The sequence below is a fragment of the Exiguobacterium marinum DSM 16307 genome (assembly GCF_000620845.1).
GTDB classification, from domain to species: domain Bacteria; phylum Bacillota; class Bacilli; order Exiguobacteriales; family Exiguobacteriaceae; genus Exiguobacterium; species Exiguobacterium marinum.
Window position 1 is genome coordinate 2,703,167 of record NZ_KK211189.1, and the last position, 26,312, is coordinate 2,729,478.

25 protein-coding genes and 2 riboswitches are annotated in these 26,312 nt (G+C 47.9%); of the genes, 5 read left to right on the top strand and 20 right to left on the bottom strand.

What is annotated here, in order from left to right:
• Nucleotides 1–14 precede the first annotated feature (14 nt).
• The gene (locus P400_RS0114290; RefSeq protein ID WP_026826836.1) at nt 15–2,057 is read right to left on the bottom strand and encodes a heavy metal translocating P-type ATPase; all 2,043 of its coding nucleotides are present in this window, start codon (nt 2,055–2,057) and stop codon (nt 15–17) included.
• 111 nt (nt 2,058–2,168) lie between these two features.
• Nucleotides 2,169–2,531, bottom strand: coding sequence for an ArsR/SmtB family transcription factor (locus P400_RS0114295; protein ID WP_026826837.1), 363 nt, complete (start codon nt 2,529–2,531; stop codon nt 2,169–2,171).
• 151 nt (nt 2,532–2,682) lie between these two features.
• Between P400_RS0114295 and yhfH the strand changes: the two genes are divergently transcribed.
• Nucleotides 2,683–2,841 carry a protein YhfH gene (gene yhfH, locus P400_RS15585; RefSeq protein WP_074032998.1) on the top strand — a complete coding sequence of 53 codons (159 nt, stop codon included), beginning with the start codon at nt 2,683–2,685 and terminating at the stop codon, nt 2,839–2,841.
• 34 nt (nt 2,842–2,875) lie between these two features.
• Here the strand turns inward: yhfH and P400_RS0114305 are convergent, their stop codons facing one another.
• From P400_RS0114305 to P400_RS0114315, 3 genes are all read right to left on the bottom strand, one after another.
• Nucleotides 2,876–3,217 (bottom strand): fluoride efflux transporter FluC, encoded by a 342-nt coding sequence (locus tag P400_RS0114305; RefSeq protein WP_026826838.1) that lies wholly within the window; start codon nt 3,215–3,217, stop codon nt 2,876–2,878.
• Nucleotides 3,214–3,606 carry a fluoride efflux transporter CrcB gene (crcB, locus tag P400_RS0114310; protein ID WP_026826839.1) on the bottom strand — a complete coding sequence of 131 codons (393 nt, stop codon included), beginning with the start codon at nt 3,604–3,606 and terminating at the stop codon, nt 3,214–3,216. The genes P400_RS0114305 and crcB overlap by 4 nt, the downstream gene beginning before the upstream one ends.
• Before the next feature lie 79 nt (nt 3,607–3,685).
• The gene (locus P400_RS0114315; protein WP_026826840.1) at nt 3,686–4,888 is read right to left on the bottom strand and encodes an ornithine--oxo-acid transaminase; all 1,203 of its coding nucleotides are present in this window, start codon (nt 4,886–4,888) and stop codon (nt 3,686–3,688) included.
• Between the two features lie 155 nt (nt 4,889–5,043).
• Between P400_RS0114315 and P400_RS0114320 the strand changes: the two genes are divergently transcribed.
• Nucleotides 5,044–7,098: a sensor domain-containing protein gene (locus P400_RS0114320; protein WP_026826841.1), complete on the top strand. Its 2,055-nt coding sequence runs from the start codon at nt 5,044–5,046 to the stop codon at nt 7,096–7,098.
• 17 nt (nt 7,099–7,115) lie between these two features.
• Here P400_RS0114320 and P400_RS0114325 read toward each other — a convergent pair whose 3' ends face one another.
• Nucleotides 7,116–8,519 carry a basic amino acid/polyamine antiporter gene (locus P400_RS0114325; protein WP_026826842.1) on the bottom strand — a complete coding sequence of 468 codons (1,404 nt, stop codon included), beginning with the start codon at nt 8,517–8,519 and terminating at the stop codon, nt 7,116–7,118.
• 223 nt (nt 8,520–8,742) lie between these two features.
• Between P400_RS0114325 and P400_RS0114330 the strand changes: the two genes are divergently transcribed.
• The gene (locus tag P400_RS0114330) at nt 8,743–10,368 is read left to right on the top strand and encodes a peptide ABC transporter substrate-binding protein (RefSeq protein ID WP_026826843.1); all 1,626 of its coding nucleotides are present in this window, start codon (nt 8,743–8,745) and stop codon (nt 10,366–10,368) included.
• Between the two features lie 282 nt (nt 10,369–10,650).
• Here the strand turns inward: P400_RS0114330 and P400_RS0114335 are convergent, their stop codons facing one another.
• The 3 genes from P400_RS0114335 to ade all read right to left on the bottom strand — a co-directional run bounded on the left by P400_RS0114335 (nt 10,651) and on the right by ade (nt 14,701).
• A complete protein-coding gene (locus tag P400_RS0114335; RefSeq protein WP_026826844.1) occupies nt 10,651–12,243 on the bottom strand; it encodes a Na+/H+ antiporter NhaC family protein in 1,593 nt (530 codons plus the stop codon).
• Between the two features lie 112 nt (nt 12,244–12,355).
• Nucleotides 12,356–12,531, bottom strand: a riboswitch (Lysine riboswitch).
• Between the two features lie 57 nt (nt 12,532–12,588).
• Complete coding sequence (locus P400_RS0114340; RefSeq protein WP_026826845.1) at nt 12,589–12,873, bottom strand: hypothetical protein; 285 nt, start codon at nt 12,871–12,873, stop codon at nt 12,589–12,591.
• A 118-nt stretch (nt 12,874–12,991) separates the two neighbouring features.
• Entirely contained in the window at nt 12,992–14,701 is a 1,710-nt protein-coding gene (ade, locus tag P400_RS0114345) for an adenine deaminase (protein WP_026826846.1), read from the bottom strand.
• A gap of 119 nt (nt 14,702–14,820) precedes the next feature.
• Between ade and P400_RS0114350 the strand changes: the two genes are divergently transcribed.
• Complete coding sequence (locus tag P400_RS0114350) at nt 14,821–15,357, top strand: gamma carbonic anhydrase family protein (RefSeq protein WP_026826847.1); 537 nt, start codon at nt 14,821–14,823, stop codon at nt 15,355–15,357.
• A 109-nt stretch (nt 15,358–15,466) separates the two neighbouring features.
• A complete protein-coding gene (locus P400_RS0114355; RefSeq protein ID WP_026826848.1) occupies nt 15,467–15,652 on the top strand; it encodes a hypothetical protein in 186 nt (61 codons plus the stop codon).
• 102 nt (nt 15,653–15,754) lie between these two features.
• On the opposite strand, the gene P400_RS0114360 is transcribed toward P400_RS0114355, so the two are convergent.
• From P400_RS0114360 to P400_RS0114410, 11 genes are all read right to left on the bottom strand, one after another.
• A complete protein-coding gene (locus P400_RS0114360) occupies nt 15,755–16,309 on the bottom strand; it encodes a nitroreductase family protein (protein ID WP_034771585.1) in 555 nt (184 codons plus the stop codon).
• Nucleotides 16,310–16,403: 94 nt separating this feature from the next.
• The gene (lysA, locus tag P400_RS0114365; RefSeq protein WP_026826850.1) at nt 16,404–17,696 is read right to left on the bottom strand and encodes a diaminopimelate decarboxylase; all 1,293 of its coding nucleotides are present in this window, start codon (nt 17,694–17,696) and stop codon (nt 16,404–16,406) included.
• Entirely contained in the window at nt 17,666–18,754 is a 1,089-nt protein-coding gene (alr, locus tag P400_RS0114370; protein ID WP_026826851.1) for an alanine racemase, read from the bottom strand. The genes lysA and alr overlap by 31 nt, the downstream gene beginning before the upstream one ends.
• 14 nt (nt 18,755–18,768) lie before the next feature.
• Nucleotides 18,769–19,695: a branched-chain amino acid transaminase gene (locus tag P400_RS0114375; protein WP_026826852.1), complete on the bottom strand. Its 927-nt coding sequence runs from the start codon at nt 19,693–19,695 to the stop codon at nt 18,769–18,771.
• A gap of 49 nt (nt 19,696–19,744) precedes the next feature.
• Complete coding sequence (dapD, locus tag P400_RS0114380; RefSeq protein WP_026826853.1) at nt 19,745–20,452, bottom strand: 2,3,4,5-tetrahydropyridine-2,6-dicarboxylate N-acetyltransferase; 708 nt, start codon at nt 20,450–20,452, stop codon at nt 19,745–19,747.
• Nucleotides 20,430–21,179 carry a 4-hydroxy-tetrahydrodipicolinate reductase gene (dapB, locus tag P400_RS0114385; protein WP_026826854.1) on the bottom strand — a complete coding sequence of 250 codons (750 nt, stop codon included), beginning with the start codon at nt 21,177–21,179 and terminating at the stop codon, nt 20,430–20,432. The genes dapD and dapB overlap by 23 nt, the downstream gene beginning before the upstream one ends.
• Nucleotides 21,176–22,057: a 4-hydroxy-tetrahydrodipicolinate synthase gene (dapA, locus tag P400_RS0114390; protein WP_026826855.1), complete on the bottom strand. Its 882-nt coding sequence runs from the start codon at nt 22,055–22,057 to the stop codon at nt 21,176–21,178. The genes dapB and dapA overlap by 4 nt, the downstream gene beginning before the upstream one ends.
• Before the next feature lie 12 nt (nt 22,058–22,069).
• Nucleotides 22,070–23,065 carry an aspartate-semialdehyde dehydrogenase gene (locus P400_RS0114395; protein ID WP_026826856.1) on the bottom strand — a complete coding sequence of 332 codons (996 nt, stop codon included), beginning with the start codon at nt 23,063–23,065 and terminating at the stop codon, nt 22,070–22,072.
• A gap of 12 nt (nt 23,066–23,077) precedes the next feature.
• Nucleotides 23,078–24,277 carry an aspartate kinase gene (locus P400_RS0114400; RefSeq protein WP_034771246.1) on the bottom strand — a complete coding sequence of 400 codons (1,200 nt, stop codon included), beginning with the start codon at nt 24,275–24,277 and terminating at the stop codon, nt 23,078–23,080.
• A gap of 114 nt (nt 24,278–24,391) precedes the next feature.
• Nucleotides 24,392–24,571: riboswitch (Lysine riboswitch) on the bottom strand.
• Between the two features lie 78 nt (nt 24,572–24,649).
• On the bottom strand, nt 24,650–25,078 hold the full coding sequence (locus P400_RS0114405) for a GNAT family N-acetyltransferase (RefSeq protein ID WP_026826858.1): 429 nt from the start codon (nt 25,076–25,078) through the stop codon (nt 24,650–24,652).
• Nucleotides 25,072–26,232: an alanyl-tRNA editing protein gene (locus tag P400_RS0114410; RefSeq protein WP_026826859.1), complete on the bottom strand. Its 1,161-nt coding sequence runs from the start codon at nt 26,230–26,232 to the stop codon at nt 25,072–25,074. Before P400_RS0114410 ends, P400_RS0114405 begins: the two co-directional genes overlap by 7 nt.
• Nucleotides 26,233–26,312 lie beyond the last annotated feature (80 nt).

The following is a 26,312-nucleotide window of genomic DNA, read 5'->3' on the forward strand; positions in this document are numbered from 1 at the left end:
GACACTTCTTTGATTTATTTCGTCATACGAAGTAACCTTGTCGCATTTGCGATGGCAAGAAGCGCTACCCCAACGTCAGCGAACACTGCTTCCCACATCGTCGCGATGCCGAACAATCCTAAAAGCAATACAAGTGCTTTTGTTCCGAAGGCAAAGAAGATGTTCTGCCAGACAACGCGTTTTGTCCGTTTGCCTAACTGAATAGCCTGAACGACATCGGTTGGAGCGTCATGCATCAAGACGACATCTGCCGCCGTTACCGCCGTATCACTTCCGACACCGCCCATGACAAGACCGACATCTGCACGAGCTAAGGCAGCCGCGTCATTCATTCCGTCTCCAACAAATGCAACTTTACGGGTAGCTGTCATCCGCTCTACCGCTTCAACTTTCTCATGTGGAAGCAATTCACCTTGCACTTCATCAAGTCCAAGTTGATCCCCGATTTTTTTTGCGACCTCACGGCGATCTCCTGACAACATAACCGTTCGATATCCTGCTTCTTTTAGTGCTTGGATTGCCTCGAACGCATCTTCTTTCACCGTATCCATCAATTCAACTCGTCCAAGCCACCGATCATTCTTCATAACATGCACACTCGTACTGACGGACGAATCATCAATAGCTCGTCCTAATCTCTTCATGTACCGTGCACTTCCGACATAAATGTGATCCTCTCCATCACAGGCATGGAGACCATATCCAGGTTCTTCTTGAATCGATTCGAAAGCTTGAACCTCTCCGACACGCTGAACGATGGCTTGCGCGAGCGGATGATTGGACGCTACTTCGACACGGGCAGCAAGATATAACAGTTCTTCCACACTGACACCGCCTGCCGTCACCACGTCTGTTACTTCAAATCGTCCAGTCGTCAACGTCCCTGTTTTATCGAAGACTACCGTATCCACTTCTGTTAACGTATCTAAATACTCGCCACCTTTCACGAGAATGCCTCGTTTGGAACCCGCTCCGATTCCACCAAAATAGCCGAGTGGAATTGAAATCACGAGTGCGCATGGACAACTAATCACGAGGAAGATGAGTGCACGATAAACCCATTCTTCCAAGTTCCCCACAAAAAACGGAGGAACAAAGGCCACGAGCGCGGCCATAACAACCACGAACGGTGTGTATACTTTCGCCAGTCGCGTGATCATCTGTTCTGTTTTCGCTTTCTTCCCATTGGCCTCTTCCACAAGCGCAATCATCTTTTGAAGACTTGATTCTGCTGCTAATTTGGTCGTTTGAACAATGAGACGCCCCTCTATATTGACCATCCCGGCCAATACTTCTTCTCCTGCATCCACTTGGCGTGGTACAGATTCTCCAGTTAGAGAGGCTGTATCCATCGAGCTCGCACCTGTTACAACGATGCCATCCATCGGTACCAATTCACCCGCACGGATGACAAGATACGATCCAACTGAAACGTCCTCTGGCAATCGTTCAACCTCTTCCTCGTTTTCTAACACACGAGCAAGGGTCGGTCTCATGTTCAATAAAGACTGAATCGATTTTCGAGATGCCCGCACCGCCCGTCCTTGCACATATTCTCCAAGTTGATAAAACAACATGACGGCAACAGCTTCTGGATATTCAGCAATCGCAAATGCCCCAATCGTCGCAATCGTCATGAGGAATTTTTCGTCAAACCACTCTCGATGCCATATATTTCGAAATGCACCGTATACCACATCATATCCGGCCAATCCATAGGCCACAATATACCCCGGAATCGAATCGGTCCAAAGAGCAAGTGAAAAGATAAAAGTAGCTGCGAGGAAGCGCCAGAGCGTAACATCACGTTTTTCAGTTTGATCGTCCTCTGCTCTTACAAATTTAGCCCCCGGTTCAATCCGCTCCATCGTCTGCTCGATCGACTGGAGCATCACGTCACGCTCTGAAGGATCTATCCATTCAATCACCATTCGACTTGTCGCGAAGTCAATTTGGCAAGATGCCACTTCTTCATGCTTCGTGACATCTCGCTCGATTTTGGCTGCACAATTTGTGCAGGTGATTCCAGACACGGGTAACACGTCTCGTTTTCCCATCATTCTCCCCCTAACATTCAAACGTTCATTTGAATATATCGTATCGTGAATCGAATTCAATGACAATAGGCAAAATGACCGACCCTGTACATATGGGATCGGTCATCGAATTTAAACGTTTTTTTGTTCTTCACTATGTGCCAATGCAATTTCAACAAGCTGTCGCACGTGCTCATCATCTAATGAATAATAAACGACTTTCCCTTCTTTACGATACTTCACCAATCCTTGTTCCAGTAACGTCCGTAAATGGTGAGATGCGGTCGCGTTTGAATGACCGATAACGGCCGCCACATCGCATACACAAAGTTCGTGTTCGAGCGTCAACACATATAGCACTTTTAGACGGGTCGGATCGGCGAACGCTTTAAACAATCGACTGACTCGTGGCGCGTCTAATTGCGCCAAGGCGGATTGTAGCGTAGGAACGTCCTCTGATTGAATTCCAATCGTTTCACACTGTGGCACTTTCATTTTTTTCACCTCGTCTTTTGATGTGTATAGTGTAGCAAAAATTCGGCAACATATCTGTTATATATTATAGTTGACTTATACACTTCTGTTATAATACAATCGTAACAACAACCAAAACTGTCAGACAATTTACCGAAGGAGGCATTTTCATATGAATGAATGGGCGAGCCGACTCGAATCATCTGTCGAGTTTTATCAAAAATTACCGGATAAGACATGCCAGGAATGCGGGAACCATATGGACGAACAGTGCGAGTCATACGAAACGACTTGTGCTTCATGTACAGAGAAGCTTCAACTCGCAGAATAAAACAACGCCCCTTCGAAATGGAAGGGGCGTTGTTTTATATTGACCATCCGATATATGCCGCTACTAATCCAAACAAATAAGTCGTGAGTAAATAGAGTCCGAATCGAATCCAATCTCTCGTTACAAACCGCATCAATTCCAGTTTTAAAGTCGAGAAAGTCGTAAACGAACCAAAAAATCCGATACCTAAAAAGAGGATGAGCGATTGTTGAGCGGTATGCGCGTACAAGTATCCGAGACCAAACGAACCTGTTACATTGACGAACAACGTCGCCCACGGAAAAGTTGAATCAGTCCACTTTTTCATGACCTGACCGATTGTGGAGCGGAGAATCGCACCGATGAAAGCGCCACTTGCAATCCAGAGAATAGTCATAAGACTTCACCTCTTGTCGACGTTTTTGTTCCGATGCGATAGCCAAACCAAGAACTCCATAAACCGAGTGTGATGCTTAGGAACACGTATGCAACAGCGAGAAGTGCATGATCATTTTCAACTAATTGAATCGTCTCTACACTAAACGTGGAAAACGTTGTAAATGACCCGATCATTCCGGTTCCGACAATCGTGACGATTTGAGGAGAATGTTTTCCCGCTTGAAGAAATCGATGCGTCAGCCATCCCAATAGAAAGCTTCCAATTAAATTGATGAACAGTGTCGCGACGGGAAACGGGCTCGTTTCGAATGAATCGACTAATAATCCAAGTCCGTACCGTGCCAAAGCTCCAACTGCACCTGCTAACCCAACGTATATGTACAGCATCTGATTCCTCCTCCACGAAAAAGACACCTGCGCTGCAGGTGTCGATTCATCTCAAACTATTATACCAAGCTGTCGCTTTTTACGAAATAGCTGCCGGAGCAAGTACGGCTTCGATTGCTTCAAATGCTTGATCCAATTCTTCTTTTGTGATGACGAGAGGTGGTGCCAACCGAATCACTGTTTCATGCGTTTCTTTACAGAGAAGACCACGTTCTTTCAGTGCCTCGCAGTAAGGACGAGCTGACTCTGTCAATTCAATGCCGATGAATAGTCCGCGTCCGCGAACGTCGCGAATCATCGGATTGTCGATCGACTTTAAACGATCCATGAAATACGTTCCCAACTCCAACGAACGCTCTGGGAGTTTTTCTTCTTCCAATACTTCAAGAGCTGCGACAGAGACAGCTGACGCGAGGGGGTTTCCACCAAATGTGGAGCCGTGTGAGCCTGGATTGAATACTGAAAGGACTTCTTTGTCAGCCGCCACACACGAGATTGGAAAGACGCCTCCTCCAAGAGCTTTTCCGAGAATATACATATCCGGTGTTACACCTTCCCACTCGATGGCAAACCATTTCCCGGAACGTCCGAGCCCCGACTGAATCTCATCTGCGACGAAGAGAACGTTATGTTGTTTACACAGCTCTGATGCACGCTTCAAATACCCTTTCGGCGGAATGATGATTCCGGCTTCACCTTGAATCGGTTCTACGATAAACGCCGCCGTATTCTCTGTGATTGCTGCCTCGAACGCCTCGATATCACCGTATGGTACGACTTTGAATCCCGGTAGTAACGGTCCGAACCCACGCTGATACTCTGCTTCTGTCGACATCGAAACAGCAGCCATCGTCCGTCCGTGGAAGTTTCCTGTACAGACGATGATTTCAGCTTGTCCCGGGATTCCCTTCACATCGTATGCCCAGCGCCGAGCCGTCTTCACGGCTGTTTCGACCGCTTCTGCTCCCGTATTCATCGGTAATACCATTTGCTTATTTGTAAGCGCTACCACTTTGTCATAAAAACGTCCCAGTTGATCGTTATAAAAGGCACGTGACGTCAACGTGATCTTATCTGCTTGATCCTTGAGCGCTTGAATGATCTTCGGATGGCAGTGACCTTGGTTAACGGCAGAGTATGCACTTAACATATCCATGTAGCGATTCCCCTCAGGATCGGTTACCCAAATCCCTTTCGCCTCCGAAATAACAATCGGTAGTGGATGATAGTTGTGTGCCCCGAACTTTTCTGTCATCTCAATCACATCATGTGTCTTTGTCATATTGCTTCCCCCTTATTCAAAACTATCTTACTCCTTCAGTATATGATGCCCCTCTTTCTTTTGACAATGACGAACTTAAGCATTCCTTGAATTGGCAAAATCAGGTACACTGACATTAGAATATGCATTTAGCATGACAGATTGGGGGAAATGATGTGTCTTCATTGCGTGATTTATCGGTTGATCAATTCATCGATGCTTTTTCTGTGCCTTGTTGTTATATTTCTCAAGATGGTACGGTTCTATTATGGAACGAGCATGCCGAAGTGTTATTCGGGTGGGAACGTGAAGAAGTCCTCCATCAGCCACTGCCGGTCGTCCAGCAACTTGACCATGCGCTGGAAACATGGACACCGCTCCTCCTTCAATATCCGTTCTCGACGACGGCGATGACACCATTTCAACATAAAGATGGATCGGTCATCTATGCGACCGCATACTTACAGTCCTTTTCACTCGAAGAGATTTACGGCTATTTCTTGGCCTTTCTTCCGAAAGGATTCGGACCACTCATCAGCACCGAACAATTCAATTTACTTCATCACTTTCAAGAAATGATTAAGCAGTCCACCCATTACTTGGCGACGAACGCGAAAGGTGAAATCGTCGACGCGAACCCTTTGTTATGTCGTCTGCTCGATGTGACGGAACAACAACTCATCGGCCATAGCTGGTTCGAGCTCATTCATGATTCAAGTGACCGAAATGGGATTTCACGTGATGTCTTAACATCTTTGGCCACAAATCAAATATGGAACGGAGAACTTGCTATTTCCTGTAAGGAACATGAACAAGAACCGTGTTGGCTCAATTTGACCGTCGTACCAATCATCAGTGAGAAGAAAGATGTGATTCAGTACACAGCTTTTGGTTTTGATGTCTCTGAGAAAAAACGTCTTGAAAAAGAAGTCGAGTTTCTCGCCTATCAAAATGAATTGACCGGACTCTATAATAAAAAAGGCTTCTTACGTCGATATGACTCGATTCTTCAACAAACCGATGAGCGTGAAGGCCTGCTTCACATCGCTTTGTTCGATATCGACCGTTTCAAAATCATTAACGAGTCATTCGGGTCTCGTGTCGGAAATGAACTCCTCATCCAAATCAAAGAGCGCGCACTGCACCTCATTCCAGAGTCTGCTTTATTGTTCCATCCAACAGGTGGACTGTTCGGTGTCATGTTCTTCGAGGAGTCGAAAGAAGAAGTGTTCCAAGTATTACGGCATCTGCAACACGAACTGCAACGACCGTTTCGTATTTACCATCACTCCATCATGGTATCGATTTCAGTCGGATGTGTATTTTATCCATCTTCGACAAGTTCGCTCGAGGAACTGTATACACGTGCTGAGAGTGCCCTTTTCAAAGGAAAACAAATCGGGGTCGGTACGATTCAATTTGTGACAAAGGATATGGATGCCGCCTTCTCGCGACAAATCCATATTGAAAAGGCGATGTATCGGGCACTTGACGAAAAGCATTTTTATCTCGAATATCAGCCAAAATACGAATTAGCCACAGATCGACTCATTGGGTTCGAAGCACTCCTTCGTTGGCATCATGATGAACTAGGACAAATCCCACCTTCTGAGTTCATCCCACTTGCTGAAGAGATGGCACTCATCGTCCCAATCAACAACTGGGTCATCTTAGAGGCGACGAAACAATTGAAGGAGTGGAAAGATGAGTTCAATCAATCACTCTCGATGGCGATTAATATTTCGCCAAACCAGTTCCGAAGCGAAAGTTTCTTGAATACGCTTCGAAATATCAAGCAACAATTCCAACTCGACCCGGCAGATGTCATCTTAGAAATTACAGAAAGTCTAGTCATGCAACAAACTGATGAAATCATCGAACGTATGGAGCAAATCAAGCGTTTGAACTATCGACTGTCGATTGATGATTTCGGCACCGGTTTCTCTTCTTTACAATACTTGAAATCTTTCCCGGTAGATGAACTCAAAATCGATAAAGTCTTTCTTGATGATTGGATGACGTCCAAATCTCATCTCCTCGACGTCATTGTTCATCTCGGGAAAAGCTTAAATCTCCATGTCGTCGCGGAAGGGGTCGAAGATAAAGAGATGTTGGCGCACTTAAAGTCGACGGATTGTGATTCTTTCCAGGGCTACCTATACGCCAGACCTGCTTCTCCAAGTGCAATCGAACAATTACTCCGGTCATCAAAAAACTCACCGAACGCATAACGCGTCGGTGAGTTTTTTTATAGGGCAATCGAGGCTGTCCAAATTCCGTAAACACCGTATGTCGCACACAATAAAATAATAAGGGCAATCATCGACTGCGTACGAGTCAAGAACGGTCGTCCTTGTTCCCGCTCTGCTAAAAGAAAAACGAAGATGCCAGGCGCATAAAGAATCATCGCAATCAAGACATATTCCAAACCTGATGCATAGAGTAACCAAGCCGCATACAACGAAGCGATACCGGAAATCATCATCATCCGCAATGATGTCGTCCGCTTCGCCTCGATCCACCCAAAAAGTGCTGAAAATAAATAGGGGACAAGCGCCGCGATACCGGCGATACTCGACAAGACGAGGTACGTCTGTTCCGAGAACAACGCGATGACTGTGACCACTTGGGTGAATACTTGGGTGATGAACAATGCGTTCACCGGTGTATCATTTTTATTCAATCGATTAAACACTTTCGGAAAAACACGATCTCTGCTCGCGACATAAGAAATTTCAGTCGCCAAAATCGTCCACCCGAGTAACGCACCTGTCAACGAAACGAGTAGTCCGATGTTGATTAGCGTAGCGCCAAACGGTCCGACAACGGCCTCTAACACGTATGCCATTGAAGGCTCTGGTAATGCCGCAAGTTGCTCTTGTGTCATGACGCCAAAGGAGAAGATTGAAATCATCATATAAATCAACAACGTTCCAATCAAACCGATCACCGTCGCACGACCGACATCTTTTTTGTGACGTGCGCGCGATGACAACACGACCGCTCCCTCGATACCGACAAATGCCCAGAGTGTGACGAGCATCGTCGACTTCACTTGTGGAAACACCTCCGCCCAAACAAACCCTGTTTCTCCCCAAAAGTCGACTTGGAACGTAGTAACCTGAAACGCGAACAGAATAAATACGATAAACAAGAAAATCGGCACGAGTTTCGCAATCGTTGTGACGATATTGAGAAGAGCTGCCTCACGCATCCCACGTGAGATGAGCCAAAACAAACCCCAAATCAGGACGACACTCATGAACAATCGGAACAGTCGGTGTTCTGCTGAGAATATAGGAAAAAAATAAGCCAATGTACTGAAAATCAATGTGATATTGGCTACCGTCCCAATCCAAGCCGACATCCAGTACCCCCATCCGCTGTTGAATCCGACAAACTTCCCGAAACCTTCACGGGCATAGGCGTAAATTCCACCTTCTAGCTCCGGCCGCGTGTTCGCTAAAAACTGAAACACAAATGCAAGCATAATCATGCCTACACCCGTAATTCCCCATCCAATTAAAACAGGACCTACCCCGGCCCCTTGTGCCATAGCACCAGGGAGATTGAAGGCACCCCCTCCAATCATTGTCCCGACGACCATTGCCGCGAGACCGAAAAAGCCGATTCCGGCTGAATTTTGTTTCAAGTTAACGCCTCCACTATCACTCTAAACCTTCGAATAACTATACATATATACTGTATAATCATTCGGAGTTTTGTTTATTGTACTTCCTGAAAGGATTGAAGGATAGACATTCTAAATAAGTTTATATTTTCGAATAATTTGCAAAATTCCATTGCATATTTATCTCATATGTAGTTTAATTACAACATATTCTAAATTATCAGAATTTTCGGGAGGTTGTATAATGCGTAACAAAAAATGGTTAGCGTTATCGGGGGTCGCATTATTGGCGACGGCTGCTTGTAGCACAGGAGATGACTCATCAAGTTCAGAAGGTTCATCTTCGAGCGATTCGAAAAAAGAAATCACAATGGTATCGGCGACGGACTTGCCGCAGCTCGATCCGACACTCACAACAGACTCGACATCGATCATCGTGACAAACAACGTGTTCGAAGGATTGTATCGTCTAGATGAGAACAACCAACCGACACCAGGGATTGCTGAAGATGTGGAAGTATCAGAGGATGGTCTTACATACACGTTCAAACTACGTGACGCTAACTGGTCAGACGGTTCTCCCATTACAGCTGAGGATTTTGTCTACTCTTGGAAGCGTGCACTCAACCCTGAAACAGGTGCCGAGTATGCATATATTCTTCAAGACTTAAAAAATGCGAACAAAATTCTTGCAGGCGAAGCATCACTTGACGACCTCGGTGCGAAAGCAGTCGACGAGAAGACGCTTGAGGTGCAATTGGAAGCGCCAGCTCCGTATTTCTTAGGATTGACCGGCTTCCCTACGTATATGCCGCAAAAACAAGAGTTCGTCGAAGAGCAGGGCGAAAAATTCGCGATGACAGTCGACCAAACGCTTTATAACGGTCCTTACGTCTTGAGTGAGTGGCAAGACAATGCCGGTTGGGTCTATAAGAAAAACCCAGAGTATTGGGATGCAGAAAATGTGAAGATGGATACCATCAACGTCAAGGTCGTAAAAGACGTGTCAACAGGTGTCAACTTGTTCGAGTCAGGCGAAGCGGACTACACGCTCCTTTCATCTGAGTTCGTTCCTCAATTTGAGGATAGCGACGAATTCAAGACACGTGCTGATGCTCGAATCAACTTCCTTCGCTTCAATCAAAAAAATGAGTATCTTCAAAACGTCAACATTCGTGAAGCACTTGCGAAAGGGTTCGACAAGCAGAGTGTGACGGATGTTATCTTAACGGACGGTTCAGAACCAGCGAACTTTATCGTGGCGAAAGACTTCACGTTCACAGAAGACGGTGCTGACTTCCGGGAGAAACATCCAGATCTCCTCAGCTATAACGTGGATGAAGCAAAAGCAGCTTGGGAGAAAGGATTACAGGAACTTGGAGTCGAAACGATTGAACTCGAATTCCTCTCACGTGATGAGGAAGCGTTCAAGAAAGTCAACGAATTCATCAAAGGTGAGCTCGAGAAAAACTTGCCTGGTTTGACACTCAATATTAAACAACAACCGTTTAAAAACTTCCTTGATCTCGAAGGAAAAGGCGAATATGATGTCTCTGCCGCTGGTTGGGGCCCTGATTATCAGGATCCGATGACATACCTCGACATGTGGGTCACAGATGGTCCATTTAACCGTATGGAGTACTCAAACGACGAGTATGATCAGTTGGTTCAATCAGCGAAAAAAGAAGCTGATCAGATGAAGCGTTGGGAATCAATGCAAGAAGCTGAACGCATCCTTCTCGAAGAAGACTATGCCATCGCTCCGATTTATCAAAAAGGTGAGGCATACTTAGAACGCTCAAACATCGAAAACATGTACCGCCACCCGTTCGGTGCCGATGCAAGTTTCAAATGGCTTGACGTCAAATAATGAGTGTAACCTCTCTGATTCCTACGTGGATTAGGGAGGTTTTTCTGTATTAAATATTTTTTGGAGTCGATGATAAGAACATTGTATTGTTTTTTGACATCCCCCATTCCGGTTACTCGAAATACCATGGTTCTCTTTCCATCTGACCTCACTTCGACACCCATCTCTTTACATCATCACAGTTGTTTTTTGGTTCGTACACTGCTCGACAGTCTTATTCGCATGTTGAAGGTAACACAAAAAATGACTTCCATCGGTGAGATGGAAGTCATTTTCAAGCTATTATGCTTCACGCTTTGCGCGAAGTTCAGCAGGTACTTTCCCGCGTTTTGAAATCACTTGTGCGATTCCAACCAATACGATGAACGAAATCAGTGCAGCGAAGAAACCAATCCAGATTGACCCTGAAATCCCGAGCACTAAGTATCCGATTGCGGACACAGTCGCTGCGAGAATTGCATATGGCAATTGCGTCAACACGTGATCAATATGGTGTGATCCAGCGCCTGTTGAGCTGAGAATCGTTGTATCGGAGATTGGTGAGCAGTGGTCGCCGAACACCGCACCGGCCAACACAGCAGCAAGGGACGCAAGGAGAAGTTCTGGCTCAACCGCCATGATCAAGTCAGCTCCAATCGGAAGCATCAAACCAAACGTTCCCCAGCTCGTCCCTGTAGAGAACGCCATGAGACCGGCAATCAAGAAGAGAAGGAGCGGCAAGTAAGAAGCGGCAATCGTATCCGTCACGAAACTTGCCAAATATTCACCTGTCTGCATATCACTGATGACCGCAATGATTGTCCAAGCGAATAACAGAATAAGGACAGCTGGCCACATCGCGCGAACACCTTCTCGTACCGCCTTCCCATAGTCACGTCCAGGAATTTTACGTCCGACGAGAAGAAGAAGTGCGACAATTAAACTAATGACGACACCGGCTACGAGCGAACGTGTCACGTCTGTCGATTCGAATGCGCCAATCAACGAAAAGTCTTGCCCGTCTGCCGCGAGTGCTTGGCCTCCTGTGTACAGCATGGCTGATACCGTCGCAATGATGAGCGTGATAATCGGAACGATCAAATCACGTACTTTTCCACCTTCGTGCTCATGTAAGTCTTCACTCATTCCCATTGGTTTCCCTTTTGCGGAATCGTACAATTCGCCTTGGAGGGCACGAAGTTCATGCGTGCGCATCGGTCCGATTGCAAGTCCAGTAAATGCTACATAAGCTGTCAACAAAAGTGCAAAGATTGCATAGAAGTTCATTGGAATGATTTGAATGAACGCTGAAAAAGATGAGTAGCTGTCAATCGAGTATTTCGTTAAAATCCCCGCGATGATGGCGATGATATATGCGCCCCAACTCGAAAGTGGACTGATGACACAGACAGGTGCTGCCGTTGAGTCAATCGTATAGGCCAGTTTTGCACGTGAGATGTTTTTTCGATCCGTAAGTGGACGACTGATGTTACCAACCGCTAAGCTGTTGAAGTAGTCATCGATAAAGATCAAAATACCAAGTCCGAACGACACGAGACGTGCACCGCGCGCTGTCTTGACGTTCGCCGCAGCCCATTCACCGAATGCACGTGCCCCACCTGATGTCTGAATAATCGACGATAAAATACCGAGAAGGAGCAAGAACGCAATCAACAAGACGTTCCATTCATTGATTGCTCCGTCCGACCAAAATAGAGCAATGATGTTCGACCACAAGTATTGAATCGAATCGAGCAGATTAAAATTGTGCAGTAGTAATATCCCTGCGATAATCCCGGCACCGAGCGACGGGATGACCTTTCTTGTTGTAATCGCCATAATAATTGCAAGTAATGCCGGTACGAGCGAGAGTACCGAAGTTGAATAATCTACCATTCTAAATTCCTCCTTTTTGATTAGGATGAGGCCCCCCTATGCTTAAAAAAACGCAAAGCGAGGGCATCGGCAACAAAGCCGACACCCTCGCTGGATGTTCCGTCTTTCTTAGCCGACTTGGAGCGCTCCATACGTATAATATGTATGGCAGTCCGACGGGTATTTCCCGTCAGCCCAGCACAACCACACAGACATGGTGTTGCACTTCGGCGATCCTGCCTTTTTGTAGTCCTCATCGTTGTCATCCTCCGACTACTTACTCATCAGCATCGCACCTCTACCTCATCGATAGCACGAATATTCATTTAAAGTTACGTCTAAATTATCACAGGTTGATGTCACATATCAATAGTTTTTTTCATCACGAATGATTCGTTTCAAGACCGCAAGCGCTTCTTGGTCATTTGACTCTACTGCTTTAAAGAAATCGTTGAAGAAGTGATACAACACGAACCGGTCAGGATGAGACTTCGTCTGTTCCTTGATCGTAGAAAAAATCAGTCGTCGCAAACGACGTTTCGTTTGCGTTTCTTCCGGTAATTCTTCACATCGGTCCTTGAAAGCACGATATACAGAATTGATCAATTCCTCATGTTCATCATACGACCGATTATAGGCAACTTGTTCCATCTGTAATATCCCCCCTTTCAATGTTGACCCGATGAAACTTGACGTAACTATACCAACTTACTGTCAGGCATTCAATCGTTATCGACCGTTCTTAACAAAAATCATACGTTAGACCGAGTCAAGACTTGATAAATGAGAAAGTGGTCACGTCGAACAACCCCATATCGGTCAATTTCAAATCAGGTATGACCGGTAAAGCGAGGAATGACATTGTCAAATACGGATTGAAATGGCGGTGTGCCCCAACAATATCGAGTGCATCATTCAACTGTTCCAAAATGTCCGCCACTTCTCGGTATGGACGTTTCGTCATGAGGCCTCCGATTTCAAGTGGAAGCACGGCGAGCACTTTCCCTTCCGATACAGCCACGACTCCACCACCTACTTTTTCAAGCGTTTGAGCTGCGAGCAACATATCTTCCGGGCTGACTCCAGCAATGACCAAGTTATGACTGTCATGGGCTACAGTAGCCGCAAGCGCTCCTCGTTTTAACCCGAATCCCGTGACCGGAGCAAGCGCCATGTGCCCTGTTCCGTGATGGCGTTCGATCACAGCGAGCGTTGCGATATCTTGTGATAAATCCGCTCCTGAAGAATCCGGTTGGAATGAAAGGCGCTGTCGTTTCGTCAATAAGCTGTTCGGCAGCACTTGAATGACATCGACCGCTTCCTCACTTGGCTCGAGTCGGAATGAATCGACTGTCAGCTCAGGTAACGCAAGTTCACCTTTCATGGGTTTCGGTACTTCTATCCCTTCAGCATCAAATGTTGCATTCCCTTGTTCGGCGACGAGCGTACCGTTGACATAGACTTGTTCAATTTTTACCGATTCGACGTCTGACAAGATAACGAAGTTTGCTTTCTTACCAGGTGCGATCGCCCCGACCTCTTTCAATCCATAGGCCTCTGCAGCATGCAGACTTGCGATCGCATAAGCCGTTTCCGGCTTGACGCCTTGCTTGATGGCGGTACGGATGTTGTAGTCGATCCCACCTTCCGCGACCAAGTCATCTAAGTGCTTATCGTCCGTACAGAAAAGGAAGCGATGGGCGTTGCTTTCTGTCACGGCTAGACTGACCTTTTCCACGTTTCGAGCAACTGAGCCCTCACGAATCTGAACGTAAAAGCCGCGCCGTACCCGTTCCATCGCCTCTTCAGCAGTTGTACATTCATGGTCTGTCATGATTCCAGCAGAGCGATAGACGTTCAATTGGTCAGGATTTAGACCCGAAGCATGTCCGTCGACCACTTTACCCGCTTGCTCCGTCTGCGCAATCTTTTGAAGCATGTCTTCACTTCCCGCTTCAACCGATGGATAGTCCATGACTTCACCTAAGCCATGCACCCCTGGGTCCCCTAAAAATGGAGCCAAGTCTTCAGCATACAGTTTTGCACCCGCATGTTCAAACGGTGTCGCCGGTACACAGCTCGGGAGCATCATCCGAACATCGAGTGGAAGACCTTTTGCATCTGCTAACATATATTCAATTCCGAGCGCTCCGTTCACGTTCGCAATTTCGTGCGGGTCGGCAATCACTGTCGTGACGCCTAGTGGCAAGACGGCTTTTGCAAACTCATGTGGCGGGACCATCGATGACTCGATATGGACGTGTGAGTCGATAAAGGATGGTGCGAGTGTCCATGCCGGGTCGTGGTATTCGACTTCCCCCTCATATCCGTCCCCAATTGCTACGATATACCCTGCATCGATGGCGACGTCTGTACGAATCGTTTCACGACTGTACACGTCAATCACAGCGACGTCTTTAAAGACGACGGCCGCTTTCTTTTTCTTTGCGGCGATGTCAATCAAATGTTGTTTCTCCATCTCTCGTTCTCCTTATTCCACGTATTTTAACTATCTTACCAAGAATATTCTTTTCGTTGCAATTTCTTTTTCAAGTTGTGCGACAATGATAACATATTTATCTGAAAGGGGTTACAAAGATGCAATATAAATTAGAAAAACTGATACCTCAAGTCGATCCGACGGCTTATGTTGCACCGGGAGCACATGTGATTGGTGACGTGACGATTGGGGCTCACTCGGGAGTCTGGTTCAATACCGTCATTCGAGGAGACGAAGGGCCTATTCAAATCGGTTCTTACGTCAACATCCAGGATGGTTCGATGATCCATCAATATGAAGGTTCACCGACTATCATCCATGACCGTGTCTCAATCGGTCATATGGCGATGATTCACGGTTGTGAGATCGAAGAAAATTGCCTAATCGGTATGCATGCCACCGTACTCGACGGAGCGAAGGTCGGAAAAGGATCGTTCGTTGCAGCCGGTGCGCTCGTCACGCCGAACATGCAAATTCCTGAAGGGGTGATGGTGATGGGTGTTCCCGCAAAAGTCGTCCGTCCGTTGAACGATGAAGACCGTTTTATTATGGAAAGAACGGTAAAGAAGTATGCGAAACGCGCTGAACAATATAAACAGTCGTGTATCCCACTATGTGAGACACCTAATTCATGAAAGCGTTTACAAGATTCATAAAATGTTAACGTTTCTCTCGAATTTTCTACATAGTTCCTTTGTATACTGAAGTTGTAGCCAAGCTGACGTATTGAAAGGAGCCCACTCTATGTATCCGAACCATGATCAACTCATGCTAGACCTGTACGCCTCATCCATCGATCCGAGTTATGGCCTTCATATCGATGATTCTTTCGATGACACTCTTCACGGTACGCATCGTGAGGTTTGGGAACGTATGCATTTGGATAATAGTAGAGAAGAAGATTCTAAAAACGGAGGAACGACTGGATGATTCCAACACCTGTGATTCAAGATTGGCTCGCAACTAAATTGAAGCGATAAATGACCAATATATAGATCAAGCGAGCGAAGGGCCATCCCCTCGCTCGCTTTTTTATTCGAACATGATGAGATGTGAGTCAATCGGTTGTCGCGCTTTTGGTGAAGGGATATCCTCGACATCATATTTACCGATTTGAAGTAAACCGATAAAGGTTTCCCCTTCCGCTCCAATCATCTCTTTCAACCGTGCATCGTCAAATAGTCCACCTGTCCGCCACACCATCCCGATTTCACGTTCACTAAACAAGAGTTGGATATTTTGAATAAACGTCGCCGTCGCGAGCAACGCATCACGATTTCCTTTGTCCGTCTCAAAATGTTTTGCCGTCACATATATACAGGTTGCCGCATTCAAGATCCGTCCGGTCACCTTTTCACGTTGTCCCTCTGACGCCTCCGAGAAGGCTGGTTCGAGCGCATCGAGTAACACTTGCTTCCCGTCCCCATTGAACACATACACGTTCCATGGTTCGACTTTATTGTGAAATGGTGCATGATGTGCCGATTGCAACACTTCATAGAGCACTTTCGTATCAATGGGTTCTTCTCTGAACATACGGACCGTACGTCTTTCTTCAATTAACTTTTGTGCTACTGTCCTTGTCATGACCGTCACTTCCCCTTTTTTTTTCTCTTCTCTATCATAATTGAAAAACGTTCTCATTTCAAAATCAAAAAAGACTACAGATTGCTCTGTAGCCTTAAATCGATTGTCCAATGACCTCGCATGCCACCAAGTCTTCAAACGTTTGGCGACGTACGACGAGGCGATGATGCCCATCCTTGACGAACACAACGGCAGGACGAAGCATTTGGTTATAGTTGCTCGCCATCGAGAAGTTATACGCTCCCGTTGCTTTGACGAGTAGCAGATCACCCGGTGTGACAGGAGGAATCAAAGAGCGGTTCGAGATGATATCTCCCGACTCGCAACACGCTCCGACAATTTTTGCCTCGAGCGTCTTCTCTTCATTCATCCGAGTCGCTGCCACGACTTCGTACTCCGCGTCATACAATGCCGGACGGATATTATCCGTCATCCCGCCATCGACGGACACAAATGTACGAACACCGCTCACTTCTTTGACGGTCCCCACTTCATAAAGCGTGGCACCTGCATTGGCGACGAGCCAACGCCCTGGCTCAATTCCGACTTTCGGAAGTGGGAGCTCGCGAGCGCTCACTTCTTCAACCAATGTCTCCATGACTTGCTCCATCGTCCGGGCAAAATCGAGATATTCGTCTTCATCCAAGTAAGCGACGCCGAATCCACCACCGATGTTCAAGACGTCCGTCGTATACCCGGTTTCCTGACGAATGTTATCCATGAACCGGACCATCGTCTTCACCGTGTTGGTAAAGAGAGTCGGATCTTGAATTTGAGAGCCGACGTGACAATGGATTCCCTTCAACTGTAAATGCTCGGCTTCTAACGTCGCACGAACAGCGTCCAAATACGTGTCGTCATGCGTCGGGAAACCAAATTTTGTATCAACCCCACCCGTTTGAATCGCCGCATGGGCACCTCCAACGACTTGAGGCACGATGCGGAGAAGCACATCGACTTCGCGATTATATTCAGCCGCAAGTCCTGACAAGAGGCTAATTTCACGCATATTGTCGATGGTAAATTGTGTAATCCCTTGTTCGAGCGCGTATGTGATGTCAAGAATCGTCTTGTTCGACCCGTGGACGTGAATGCGCTCCGCCGGTACACCGGCATGCAGTGCCACGTACATCTCACCCCTTGAGACGACGTCGATGCTCATTCCTGCCGCCATTACTTTTTCATACACGGCCGCAATCGATAACGCTTTTGACGCGTATAACGCATACGTGTTCGGATACTTGTCTAAAAACGTATCCTGAACAATCCCGAGGCGACGCTCTAGTTCTCCTTCACTCATGATGTATAAAGGTGTCCCGTACGTCGCTTGAAGTTCACGGACGGACACACCTTCGATCAAACATTCTGATTGATTGGTGGTGTACATACAATTCCTCCTTCAAAGCGATGTGGAATGCGCCACGAACGGGCACAGAGCTGTTCTGAGTTGTTGGCGTAGCCAATACGTGTCACATCATCGATTTTTGTTTCTATACCGTACAACGTGACCTGGTCGCCGATGTGCACATCCTCGCCGACTTTGATGAAGCTATGGCTCATAAAAATGTTACTTACGAACGGATAAGCTTTCCCGTCAATGTGAACGGGTAAATGACGTCTCGCCCGCATCAACCCATCCCCGTATCCGACCGGAAGAACGGCGATTCGTTCCTTCGTTTCGGCCGTGTATCCCGTCCCATATCCGACATGAGCCCCCGCTTCAATGTCATGGACCGCGACCACTTCCGTCTCCCAGTGAAAAGCAGGAACTAACCATTCGACCGGCTCGACCGAAGAATAGCCGTATAAGAAGATCCCGACACGCACATGAGTGCAATGATGCAGACGTGAATCATCTTGAAGCGTGGCCGCACTGTTTGCCGCATGAATCAATTCAAACGTATGACGTTCCATCAAACGTGTCGACCAGTCGGCAAAACGTTCGACTTGAACGCTATGCTCGACTTCCGCATTGTCTGCATCCGCAAGCGGGAAATGTGTACATAACCCAACGAGGTTTAACCCTTCATCCTGACAGAAGGCGACGATTTGTAGCGCTTCTTCAAATGTTTTGGCACCGAATCGATTCATGCCGACATCTAGTTTTAGATGTAGGCGAACACCATCGAGATGCTCCCGCTGTGAGACGAGCCATTCATACGACCCGATAGCAACATCAAAGTCATGGGCATGCACGTGTTGCCACGTATATACCGGGTTCATGACGAGGACACGAGCCTTTTCCGCATGCGTTCGTACTTCAATCGCTTCTTCGAGCGTGGTCACCATGAAATGACGGACCCCTTCATCGTACAAAGTCGTCACAACTGGCTCCATTCCTAGGTTATAGGCATTGTTTTTCACGACCGCAAACACAGGGCGTCCTAGCGTTTCAATCCGACGTTTGTTTTTGCGAATCGCACTCAAGTCAATTGTGACTCCCATACTGTAAAACCCCTTTACTCTTTCACTGCTGATTTAACGAACGTAATCCAGTCGCGGTGTTCTGGAAGTTGTCCTGTCACGGCCTCACGATAGCGTGACAACATTTCTGTCGCGACCGTCTGGACGCCGCTACCGATCGAGATATGGTCGACTTCGATGACGCTCGTCACCTCGGCCGCTGTTCCTGTCAAGAAGATTTCATCGACCACGTACAGCTCGTCGCGTCCGATATGGCGCTCCACGACTTCATAACCTGCTTCTCGCGCAAGTTGCATGACCGTTTGGCGTGTGATGCCATCTAATACAGAACAGTCGAGTGATGGTGTCGTGATCGTCTTCCCTTTGACGAGGAAGATGTTCGCGACACTCGCCTCACTGACGTTCCCATTCATATCGAGGGCGATCGCTTCATCAAATCCATCACGAAGCGCCTCTCCTTTTAATAGTTGTGAGTTCATATAGTTTGATGCCGCCTTCGCTTGCATCGGCATCATTGTAGAAGACACACGGCGATACGAGGCCACTTTTGCCCGAATCCCGACTGTCTTGCTGAAATATTCACCGAGCGGCCAACACGAGATGGCAACATGTACCTTCGTCTCCGTCGTCGGCATAAGTGCTTGCCATGGTGTTCCAAGGAAGACGAACGGACGGATGTAACATGCTTCAAATCCGTTTCGTTCAATCAATTCCATCGTCGCTTGTTCGAGCTCATCCACCGTATACGGTAGTGTGACGTGGTAGTATGCACACGAGCGAACGAGTCGCTCCAAGTGCTCACGCAATCGGAAGATGGCGGGGCCTTCCTCCGTATGGTAGGCACGAATCCCTTCAAAGAACCCACTTCCGTAGTGAATCGCGTGTGTCATGATACTCGTGTTTGCGTCAGTCGGCTCAATCCAAGCCCCGTCTTTCCACATCCATTGTCCATACTGTTCCATAATAAAACTCTCCCATTCCTCGTTGTTTATATTTTCTGTCTATTATACGTTAGAGAGAGCGTAAGTCATCAACAAGTTGCGTTTTTTCAGAAGTTTTTTCATCTTTCTGTTTGATGATTCGTGCCGGTGTTCCCGCAACGACGACACCTGGAGGGACGTCTTGTGTGACGACACTGCCTGCCGCGACAACCGCATTTTCACCAACACGAACCCCTTCCAAGATGACCGCGTTCGCTCCGATCATGACGCCATCTTCGATGATGACCGGATCTTTTGAAGGTGGCTCAAGGACACCAGCGACCACGGCACCAGCGCCAAGGTGAACGTTTTTCCCGAGCGTTCCGCGTGCCCCGATGACAGCATTCATGTCGACCATCGAACCATCTCCAATGACAGCTCCAATATTGACGACAGCTCCCATCATGACGACCGCGTTGTTCCCGATTTGGACGTGGTCTCGGATGAACGAACCTGGTTCGATTCGTGCATTGAGCTGTGTCGTATCGAGCATCGGTACGGCACTGTTGCGACGGTCGTATTCGAGATGTGAATCCGTGATGACCGACGCATTGGCTTCTAAGAACGTGGCCGCGCGTTCTGCCGTCGTCAAGAACAGTTTCGATTCATCTGTTCCAAATGCTTTTGCTTCCTCGATTTCAAGCCCCGCCAATTGACCGTTGACGTAAAGCTTTACTGGTGTTTCCTTTTTAGCATCTTTAATATATTGTGCGATTTCATAAGCGTTTGTGAGTAACATGAGTAGCCTCCTCGTATAAGTTCGATAGATTATATAGTCCTGCCGGGCGATCGATGATCGTTGCCGCAGCGGCAAGGGCTCCGTTTGCAAAGACGCGTTTGGATAACGCGGTATGTTTCAATTCAATCATTTCATCATCTCCGGCGAAGAGCACAGCATGCTCACCGAAAATCGTGCCACCACGGATGGAATGCATGCCCAACTCCTCAGTTCCACGCGCTTCACGCCGTGACGTTCGCTCGTAAATCGGTGTCACCTCACGCTTCGCTTCGATGGCACGGGCCAATAATTCTGCCGTACCGCTTGGGGCATCGACTTTTTTCCGGTGGTGTGCCTCGATCACTTCGATGTCATAACCGAGCGTAAGAGGGACGAGTTGGTCGAGTAACTGTTTCAAGAGTGCAATCCCGTAAGACGTGTTATACGACTGAAAGATTGGGATGTCTTGTGAAGCCGTCTCGATGTCGGCCAATTCTTCCGGTGTGAAGCCGGTCGTCGCGATGACGAGTGGAATATTGCGTGACCGTCCGAACGCGAGTAAGTCAGGGAGAAGTGCCGGATTCGAAAAATCGATCACGACATCGACCGGGGCGTCTACCTCGTCTAATGATGCCAGATGCTCTTCCCTTCCCGGTGAGACGATTGCCGAGACGTTTACACCTTGCGCATGAGCGACCTCTTCGACAATCCGCCCCATCGCACCAAATCCGTGGATGAGAACATTCATTGTCTCACCTCATTGAATTGCTCCATTGCTGACAGCAACTTCGCTTCAGCCGTCGCGCTCATCGGGACGAGCGGTAGGCGTGGAGCACCAAATGCGAACCCTCTCGCTTGAAGAGCCGCCTTCACCGGAATCGGATTCACTTCTGCGAACAGCTCATCGATGACAGGGAGCAAGCGAAGTTGCCATGCGCGGGCCGCCTCTAGATCACCTGCCAAGAGAGTTTCAGCTAGTGCGACCGTCGCACCTGGGTAAACGTTTGATAAAACCGAAACGACCCCTTGTGCGCCCCAAGCCATATATGGCAAAATTTGATCGTCATTTCCACAGTAAACGGTGAATCCTTCTGGAATGTGAGCCATCATCTGCGCCATGACCGAGATATCCCCGCTCGCTTCTTTTAAGGCCGTGATGCGTGGATGTTCTGCGAGTTCTCCGACCGTTTCAGGCGCCAACGCGACGCCAGTCCGTGACGGAACGTTATAGAGCATGAGCGGAATGGGTGACGCATCCGCGATCGCGGTGAAATGTGCAATCAGCCCGGCCTGTGTCGACTTGTTGTAGTACGGTGTGACGACCATCGCCATCTCCGCTCCAAGTTCTGCTGCCCGTTTTGTTTTTTCGATACTGACAGCTGTATTGTTTGACCCGGTCCCTGCGATAATCAACGCTCGACCGTTCGCGACCTCGACCGCTCGAACGAGCAACGTCTCAAACTCTGCGTCTGTGAGCGTCATCCCTTCGCCGGTCGTCCCGCCGATGACAAGACCACTCACACCTTCCTGAATTTGCTCTTCAATCAATGCTACCCATGCCTCTAGATTCAACTGCCCATTTTCTTGAAATGGGGTCGCGAGCGCTGTTGCCACTCCTGTGAACATGTCATCTCCTCCTTATTTCGTCGCTGTTTGACCAATCATACATTGTGCGATTTGAACGGCATTCGCCGCCGCCCCTTTTCGAACGTTATCCGCGACGCACCACAGATGGAAGGTATTCGACTGCGAGTCGTCTCGGCGAATTCGTCCGACATACACCTCATCCGTCCCATTCGCATCAAGTGGTGTCGGATAGGCCAGTTCGGATGGATTGTCCATTAACACGACACCAGGCGCATCGGCGAGGACGGCTTTTACTTCTGCGACTGTCGCATCCCGCTTGAGCGACACCGTGATCGAGACCGCGTGACTATTTCGTACCGGCACCCGGACACAAGTGGCCGTCACACCGAGGTTCGGCGCGTTCAAAATTTTGCGCGTCTCCTCAATCATTTTTTGTTCTTCTTTCGTGTAACCATTCTCTAAGAACACATCGATGTGCGGCAAGACGTTATCATAAATCGGATACGGATAATTCGTCGGCGCCTCTCCACGCGCACCGCGTTCGAGGTCATCGATTCCTTTTTGACCCGATCCCGATACCGCTTGATAGGATGTGTACGCAACCCGTGTCAGTCCGTATACTTCCGATAGAGGCGCGAGCGCGACGACCGATTGAATCGTTGAACAATTCGGATTTGCAATGAGCGTCTTCTCCGGACTGAGTTCGACCCGATTCACTTCCGGTACGATGAGTGGAATTCCTTCTTGCATTCGAAATGCGCTTGAGTTGTCGATGACGATGACCCCTTGCTCACTCAATCGCGGGGCATATTGCTCACTGATGCTCCCACCAGCAGAGAAGAGTGCGATATCGTTCGGATCTGCATAAATCGCATCGGTCAATTCGCGAATCACGACCGGTTGCCCGTTCACTTCGACCGTTTTCCCTGCTGAACGGGCTGAAGCATAGAGTCTCAGTTCGCTGATTGGAAATTCATATTCTGTTAAGACGTCAATCATTTTTTGTCCGACGGCACCTGTTGCACCGACGACCGCTACATTATACATCGTGCTACCCCCTTATAAGTTGAATCGGGCCGCAATGGCTGCGACTGCCGCTTCAACGTCTTGATCTTGAATCGTATAGGAAATACTGATTTCAGATGTCGTGACTTGATAGAATGGAATCCCCATCTCGCGGAATGTCGCAAAGAGCTCTGATGCGACGCCTGTCGCGTCTCGCATACCGATTCCGACGACAGAAATTTTTGCATGTTCCGTGTGACGATCGATTTTGATTTGCGACAAGGTCGCCGTCAACTCTGCGAGTGCCTCTTCTAAAAACGCTTCCTCATCTAGCGGACATGTGAATGATAGGAACACTTCCCCGTCAAACGCTGTCTGCGAAATCATATCGATATTGACATGACGTTCTGACAATCGTTCAAAGATGTCCGCGACCCCGGCTGCTGTATGGGGGATATGTTTGATTGAGACACTGAGTACGTTCTTAACGACACTCACACTCGTGACCGCTTTCTGTTCCATTGCTTGCGTCGTATCCATGATCCATGTTCCTCCTTCGCTCGACAGCGTCTTTCCGACAAAAATATTGACATCATATTTTTTTGCGAGCTCGACGCTTCGCATTTCCATCACTTTGGAGCCGAGTGCACTCATCTCCATCATCTCGTCGTATGAAACGGTGTCTAGACGTTTCGCCGCCGGGTGAATCCGTGGGTCTGTCGTATATACACCAGCCACGTCCGTATATATTTCACAGCGTTGACTGAGTACGGCTGCGAGTGCGACTGCCGTCGTGTCCGAACCGCCGCGTCCGAGCGTCGTGACGTCACCCGCTTCATTCACGCCTTGGAATCCAGCGACGATCAAGACATCGTATTGACGCAACTTCTCGTGCAACACTTCTTTTCGAATCGCTTTGATTTTGCTCTTCGTATGAATACCCATCGTATCGATCCCGGCTTGTTGCCCGGTGAGAGAGATGGCCGGCACGCCCCTCGAGTTCAAGGCGATACTGAGTAAACTGATTGTCTGTTCTTCACCGACGGCGAGTAGACGGTCGAGTTCTCGAATCATCGGACGGTCGGTGATTTGTTTGGCGAGTGACAGGAGTGAGTCCGTCGTCTTGCCCATCGCCGACACGACGACGACCAACTTCTCTCCGGTCGCCACACGTGTCTGTAAATAATCTGAAATGGCTTGTATTTGTTCGATTGTGGCAACAGAGCTACCACCAAATTTCAGTACGGTTGTCATCAAGTTCCCCACTTTCAAGATGTGCACCAACAGAAAAAGCGGCAGACCGGTAGGAAGCACTCTCCCTACGGTCTGCCGCTTGTACGCGCAGTTGAAAAACGATTAAAGAATCGTTCCGTAGATAGCGCTCCATGGTAGTTGACCATGGCAGTGTAGGCGTTGTTCACGACTACCCCAGCCTTCGTTCACACGCACGTGAACGTCGACTTCGGCGAATTTCCCCTTTCGGCCCGGTCCGGAATGCGTCCGTTTCAACCAAGCTTACTCATGTCATTCGCAACCTCTATCTGTCAGTTGTTAGTATTAGTTATAACAAAACGAAATCTTCTTGCCAACCTTTTTTTAGAAAAATGGGATATTTCAAAAAAAGAGTTACCACGTTTTCTTCATCATACGATGCGGAATATCCGCATCCAAAAACTCGTCTCCGAATGCCTCGTACCCGAGTTTTTCATAAAACGGAAGCGCCGTCAGTTGTGCGCCTAATCGTAATTCACCCAACCCTCGATGTTTTGCCACACGTTCGACTTCGTTCATAACATCTTTCCCATATCCATGTCCCCGTGCCGACTCGATCGTCGCCACCCGTTCTACTTTTCCGATGTTCGAATCGATGGGACGAAGGCGTGCCGTTGTCACAGGCTCCGAGTCAAGGAGACCGACCACATGTGTACACACATCGTCTAAGTCGTCATATTCTAAACTCGCATCAATTCCTTGTTCCTGAATGAATACAACTTCTCTCACTTGTCTCGCCTGTTGAATCAAATCAGCTTCTTGCCCACTTTGAATCGTCAACATGAAAGCACCCCTTCCTGCAATCGTTTCACGATTTCTTCCATCCCTCGCTCCAGCTCAGACACGGATGTGAATCGTGCTTGTGCCTGCTTATGGTTTCCGCCGCCACGACCAATCTGCATCTCTTGAAGGGCGGTTTTCAAGAATTTACCGACGGCGATATCATGCGTCCCATCATGCATGACAAACAATTTCTGCGTGCCATAGTTGGCTCCAACCGCAATTCGTCCCGTCGCGGCAATCCGTTCGACGATGGCGGTCGTCAACGTTTCAGCTTCGGTCCGCCCCACATGTAACGCTACATAGTTATCTTCTTTCAACACTGCCTCTACTTTCGCTTTCGCAATCCGTTCTTCTAGCGTCTTAATCTCTTTTTCACGTTCTAGACGAATCGTATGTTCTTCAATCACACGCTCTGCCACGGATTCATTCGTTGTCGAGAATGTATGGTGAATCGAACGTAACGCTTCTCGCGCTTGTTGGGTCGCCTTGAGTGCCCGGTCACCGGCCACATACGTCAAGCGAATATTCCCTCTGACTTTCTTCATCGCCGTCACGTGAATCGTACCGAGTTGTCCGGTTGTCCCCACGTGGGTGCCGCCGCATGCATTGTAGTCAATCCCTTCGATTTCTACGATGCGAATCATCCCCATGCGATCGGTCGCCTTCCGTAAACGCGTTCGATCCACTTCTTCCTCCGGTATCTCATACACATGAATCGGACGGTTCTCGTAGACCAGTTGTTGCAACTCATGCTCAAGTGCGTTAATTTGTGGCCAGTCCATCGTTGTCGTTTCAATCTCAATGGACGAGTCGGCTGACCCGATTCCAAAGCTGAGCGTGCGAATGCCGTGACGGTCCTCTAAGATTGCCGTTAAAAGATGTTGAGCAGTATGTTGAATCGAATGATCACGTCTCACATCTTCATCGATTCGAGCCTCTACCGTTGTACCAATCGGTAAGGACTCGTGCAAGAGGTGCCGAACCTCGTCTTCAATGAGTTGTATATCTAATACTTCATGTGATCCAATCCATCCCCGATCGGCTGGCTGTCCACCGCCTTCTGCATAAAACGGACTGTTCTCAAGTGTATGCCAATAACCTGATTGATCCATTTTGACCGCAGTTACGACTGTTTCCAATGTGTGTTGATTCATCTTCCCCTCCACCTTTTCTCTTTAAAAAATCTGTTCAGACAACTAGTTTAATTTCGTCTATAATGAAACATACACCTTCT

Coding starts and splice junctions, on each gene's coding strand:
- P400_RS0114290 (WP_026826836.1), bottom strand. CDS start 2,057: ATGGGAAAACGAGACGTGTTACCCGTGTCTGGAATCACCTGCACAAAT.
- P400_RS0114295 (WP_026826837.1), bottom strand. CDS start 2,531: ATGAAAGTGCCACAGTGTGAAACGATTGGAATTCAATCAGAGGACGTT.
- yhfH (WP_074032998.1), top strand. CDS start 2,683: ATGAATGAATGGGCGAGCCGACTCGAATCATCTGTCGAGTTTTATCAA.
- P400_RS0114305 (WP_026826838.1), bottom strand. CDS start 3,217: ATGACTATTCTCTGGATTGCAAGTGGCGCTTTCATCGGTGCGATTCTC.
- crcB (WP_026826839.1), bottom strand. CDS start 3,606: ATGCTGTACATATACGTTGGGTTAGCAGGTGCAGTTGGAGCTTTGGCA.
- P400_RS0114315 (WP_026826840.1), bottom strand. CDS start 4,888: ATGACAAAGACACATGATGTGATTGAGATGACAGAAAAGTTCGGGGCA.
- P400_RS0114330 (WP_026826843.1), top strand. CDS start 8,743: ATGCGTAACAAAAAATGGTTAGCGTTATCGGGGGTCGCATTATTGGCG.
- P400_RS0114335 (WP_026826844.1), bottom strand. CDS start 12,243: ATGGTAGATTATTCAACTTCGGTACTCTCGCTCGTACCGGCATTACTT.
- P400_RS0114340 (WP_026826845.1), bottom strand. CDS start 12,873: ATGGAACAAGTTGCCTATAATCGGTCGTATGATGAACATGAGGAATTG.
- ade (WP_026826846.1), bottom strand. CDS start 14,701: ATGGAGAAACAACATTTGATTGACATCGCCGCAAAGAAAAAGAAAGCG.
- P400_RS0114350 (WP_026826847.1), top strand. CDS start 14,821: ATGCAATATAAATTAGAAAAACTGATACCTCAAGTCGATCCGACGGCT.
- P400_RS0114355 (WP_026826848.1), top strand. CDS start 15,467: ATGTATCCGAACCATGATCAACTCATGCTAGACCTGTACGCCTCATCC.
- P400_RS0114360 (WP_034771585.1), bottom strand. CDS start 16,309: ATGACAAGGACAGTAGCACAAAAGTTAATTGAAGAAAGACGTACGGTC.
- lysA (WP_026826850.1), bottom strand. CDS start 17,696: ATGTACACCACCAATCAATCAGAATGTTTGATCGAAGGTGTGTCCGTC.
- alr (WP_026826851.1), bottom strand. CDS start 18,754: ATGGGAGTCACAATTGACTTGAGTGCGATTCGCAAAAACAAACGTCGG.
- P400_RS0114375 (WP_026826852.1), bottom strand. CDS start 19,695: ATGGAACAGTATGGACAATGGATGTGGAAAGACGGGGCTTGGATTGAG.
- dapD (WP_026826853.1), bottom strand. CDS start 20,452: ATGTTACTCACAAACGCTTATGAAATCGCACAATATATTAAAGATGCT.
- dapB (WP_026826854.1), bottom strand. CDS start 21,179: ATGAATGTTCTCATCCACGGATTTGGTGCGATGGGGCGGATTGTCGAA.
- dapA (WP_026826855.1), bottom strand. CDS start 22,057: ATGTTCACAGGAGTGGCAACAGCGCTCGCGACCCCATTTCAAGAAAAT.
- P400_RS0114395 (WP_026826856.1), bottom strand. CDS start 23,065: ATGTATAATGTAGCGGTCGTCGGTGCAACAGGTGCCGTCGGACAAAAA.
- P400_RS0114400 (WP_034771246.1), bottom strand. CDS start 24,277: ATGACAACCGTACTGAAATTTGGTGGTAGCTCTGTTGCCACAATCGAA.
- P400_RS0114405 (WP_026826858.1), bottom strand. CDS start 25,078: ATGTTGACGATTCAAAGTGGGCAAGAAGCTGATTTGATTCAACAGGCG.
- P400_RS0114410 (WP_026826859.1), bottom strand. CDS start 26,232: ATGAATCAACACACATTGGAAACAGTCGTAACTGCGGTCAAAATGGAT.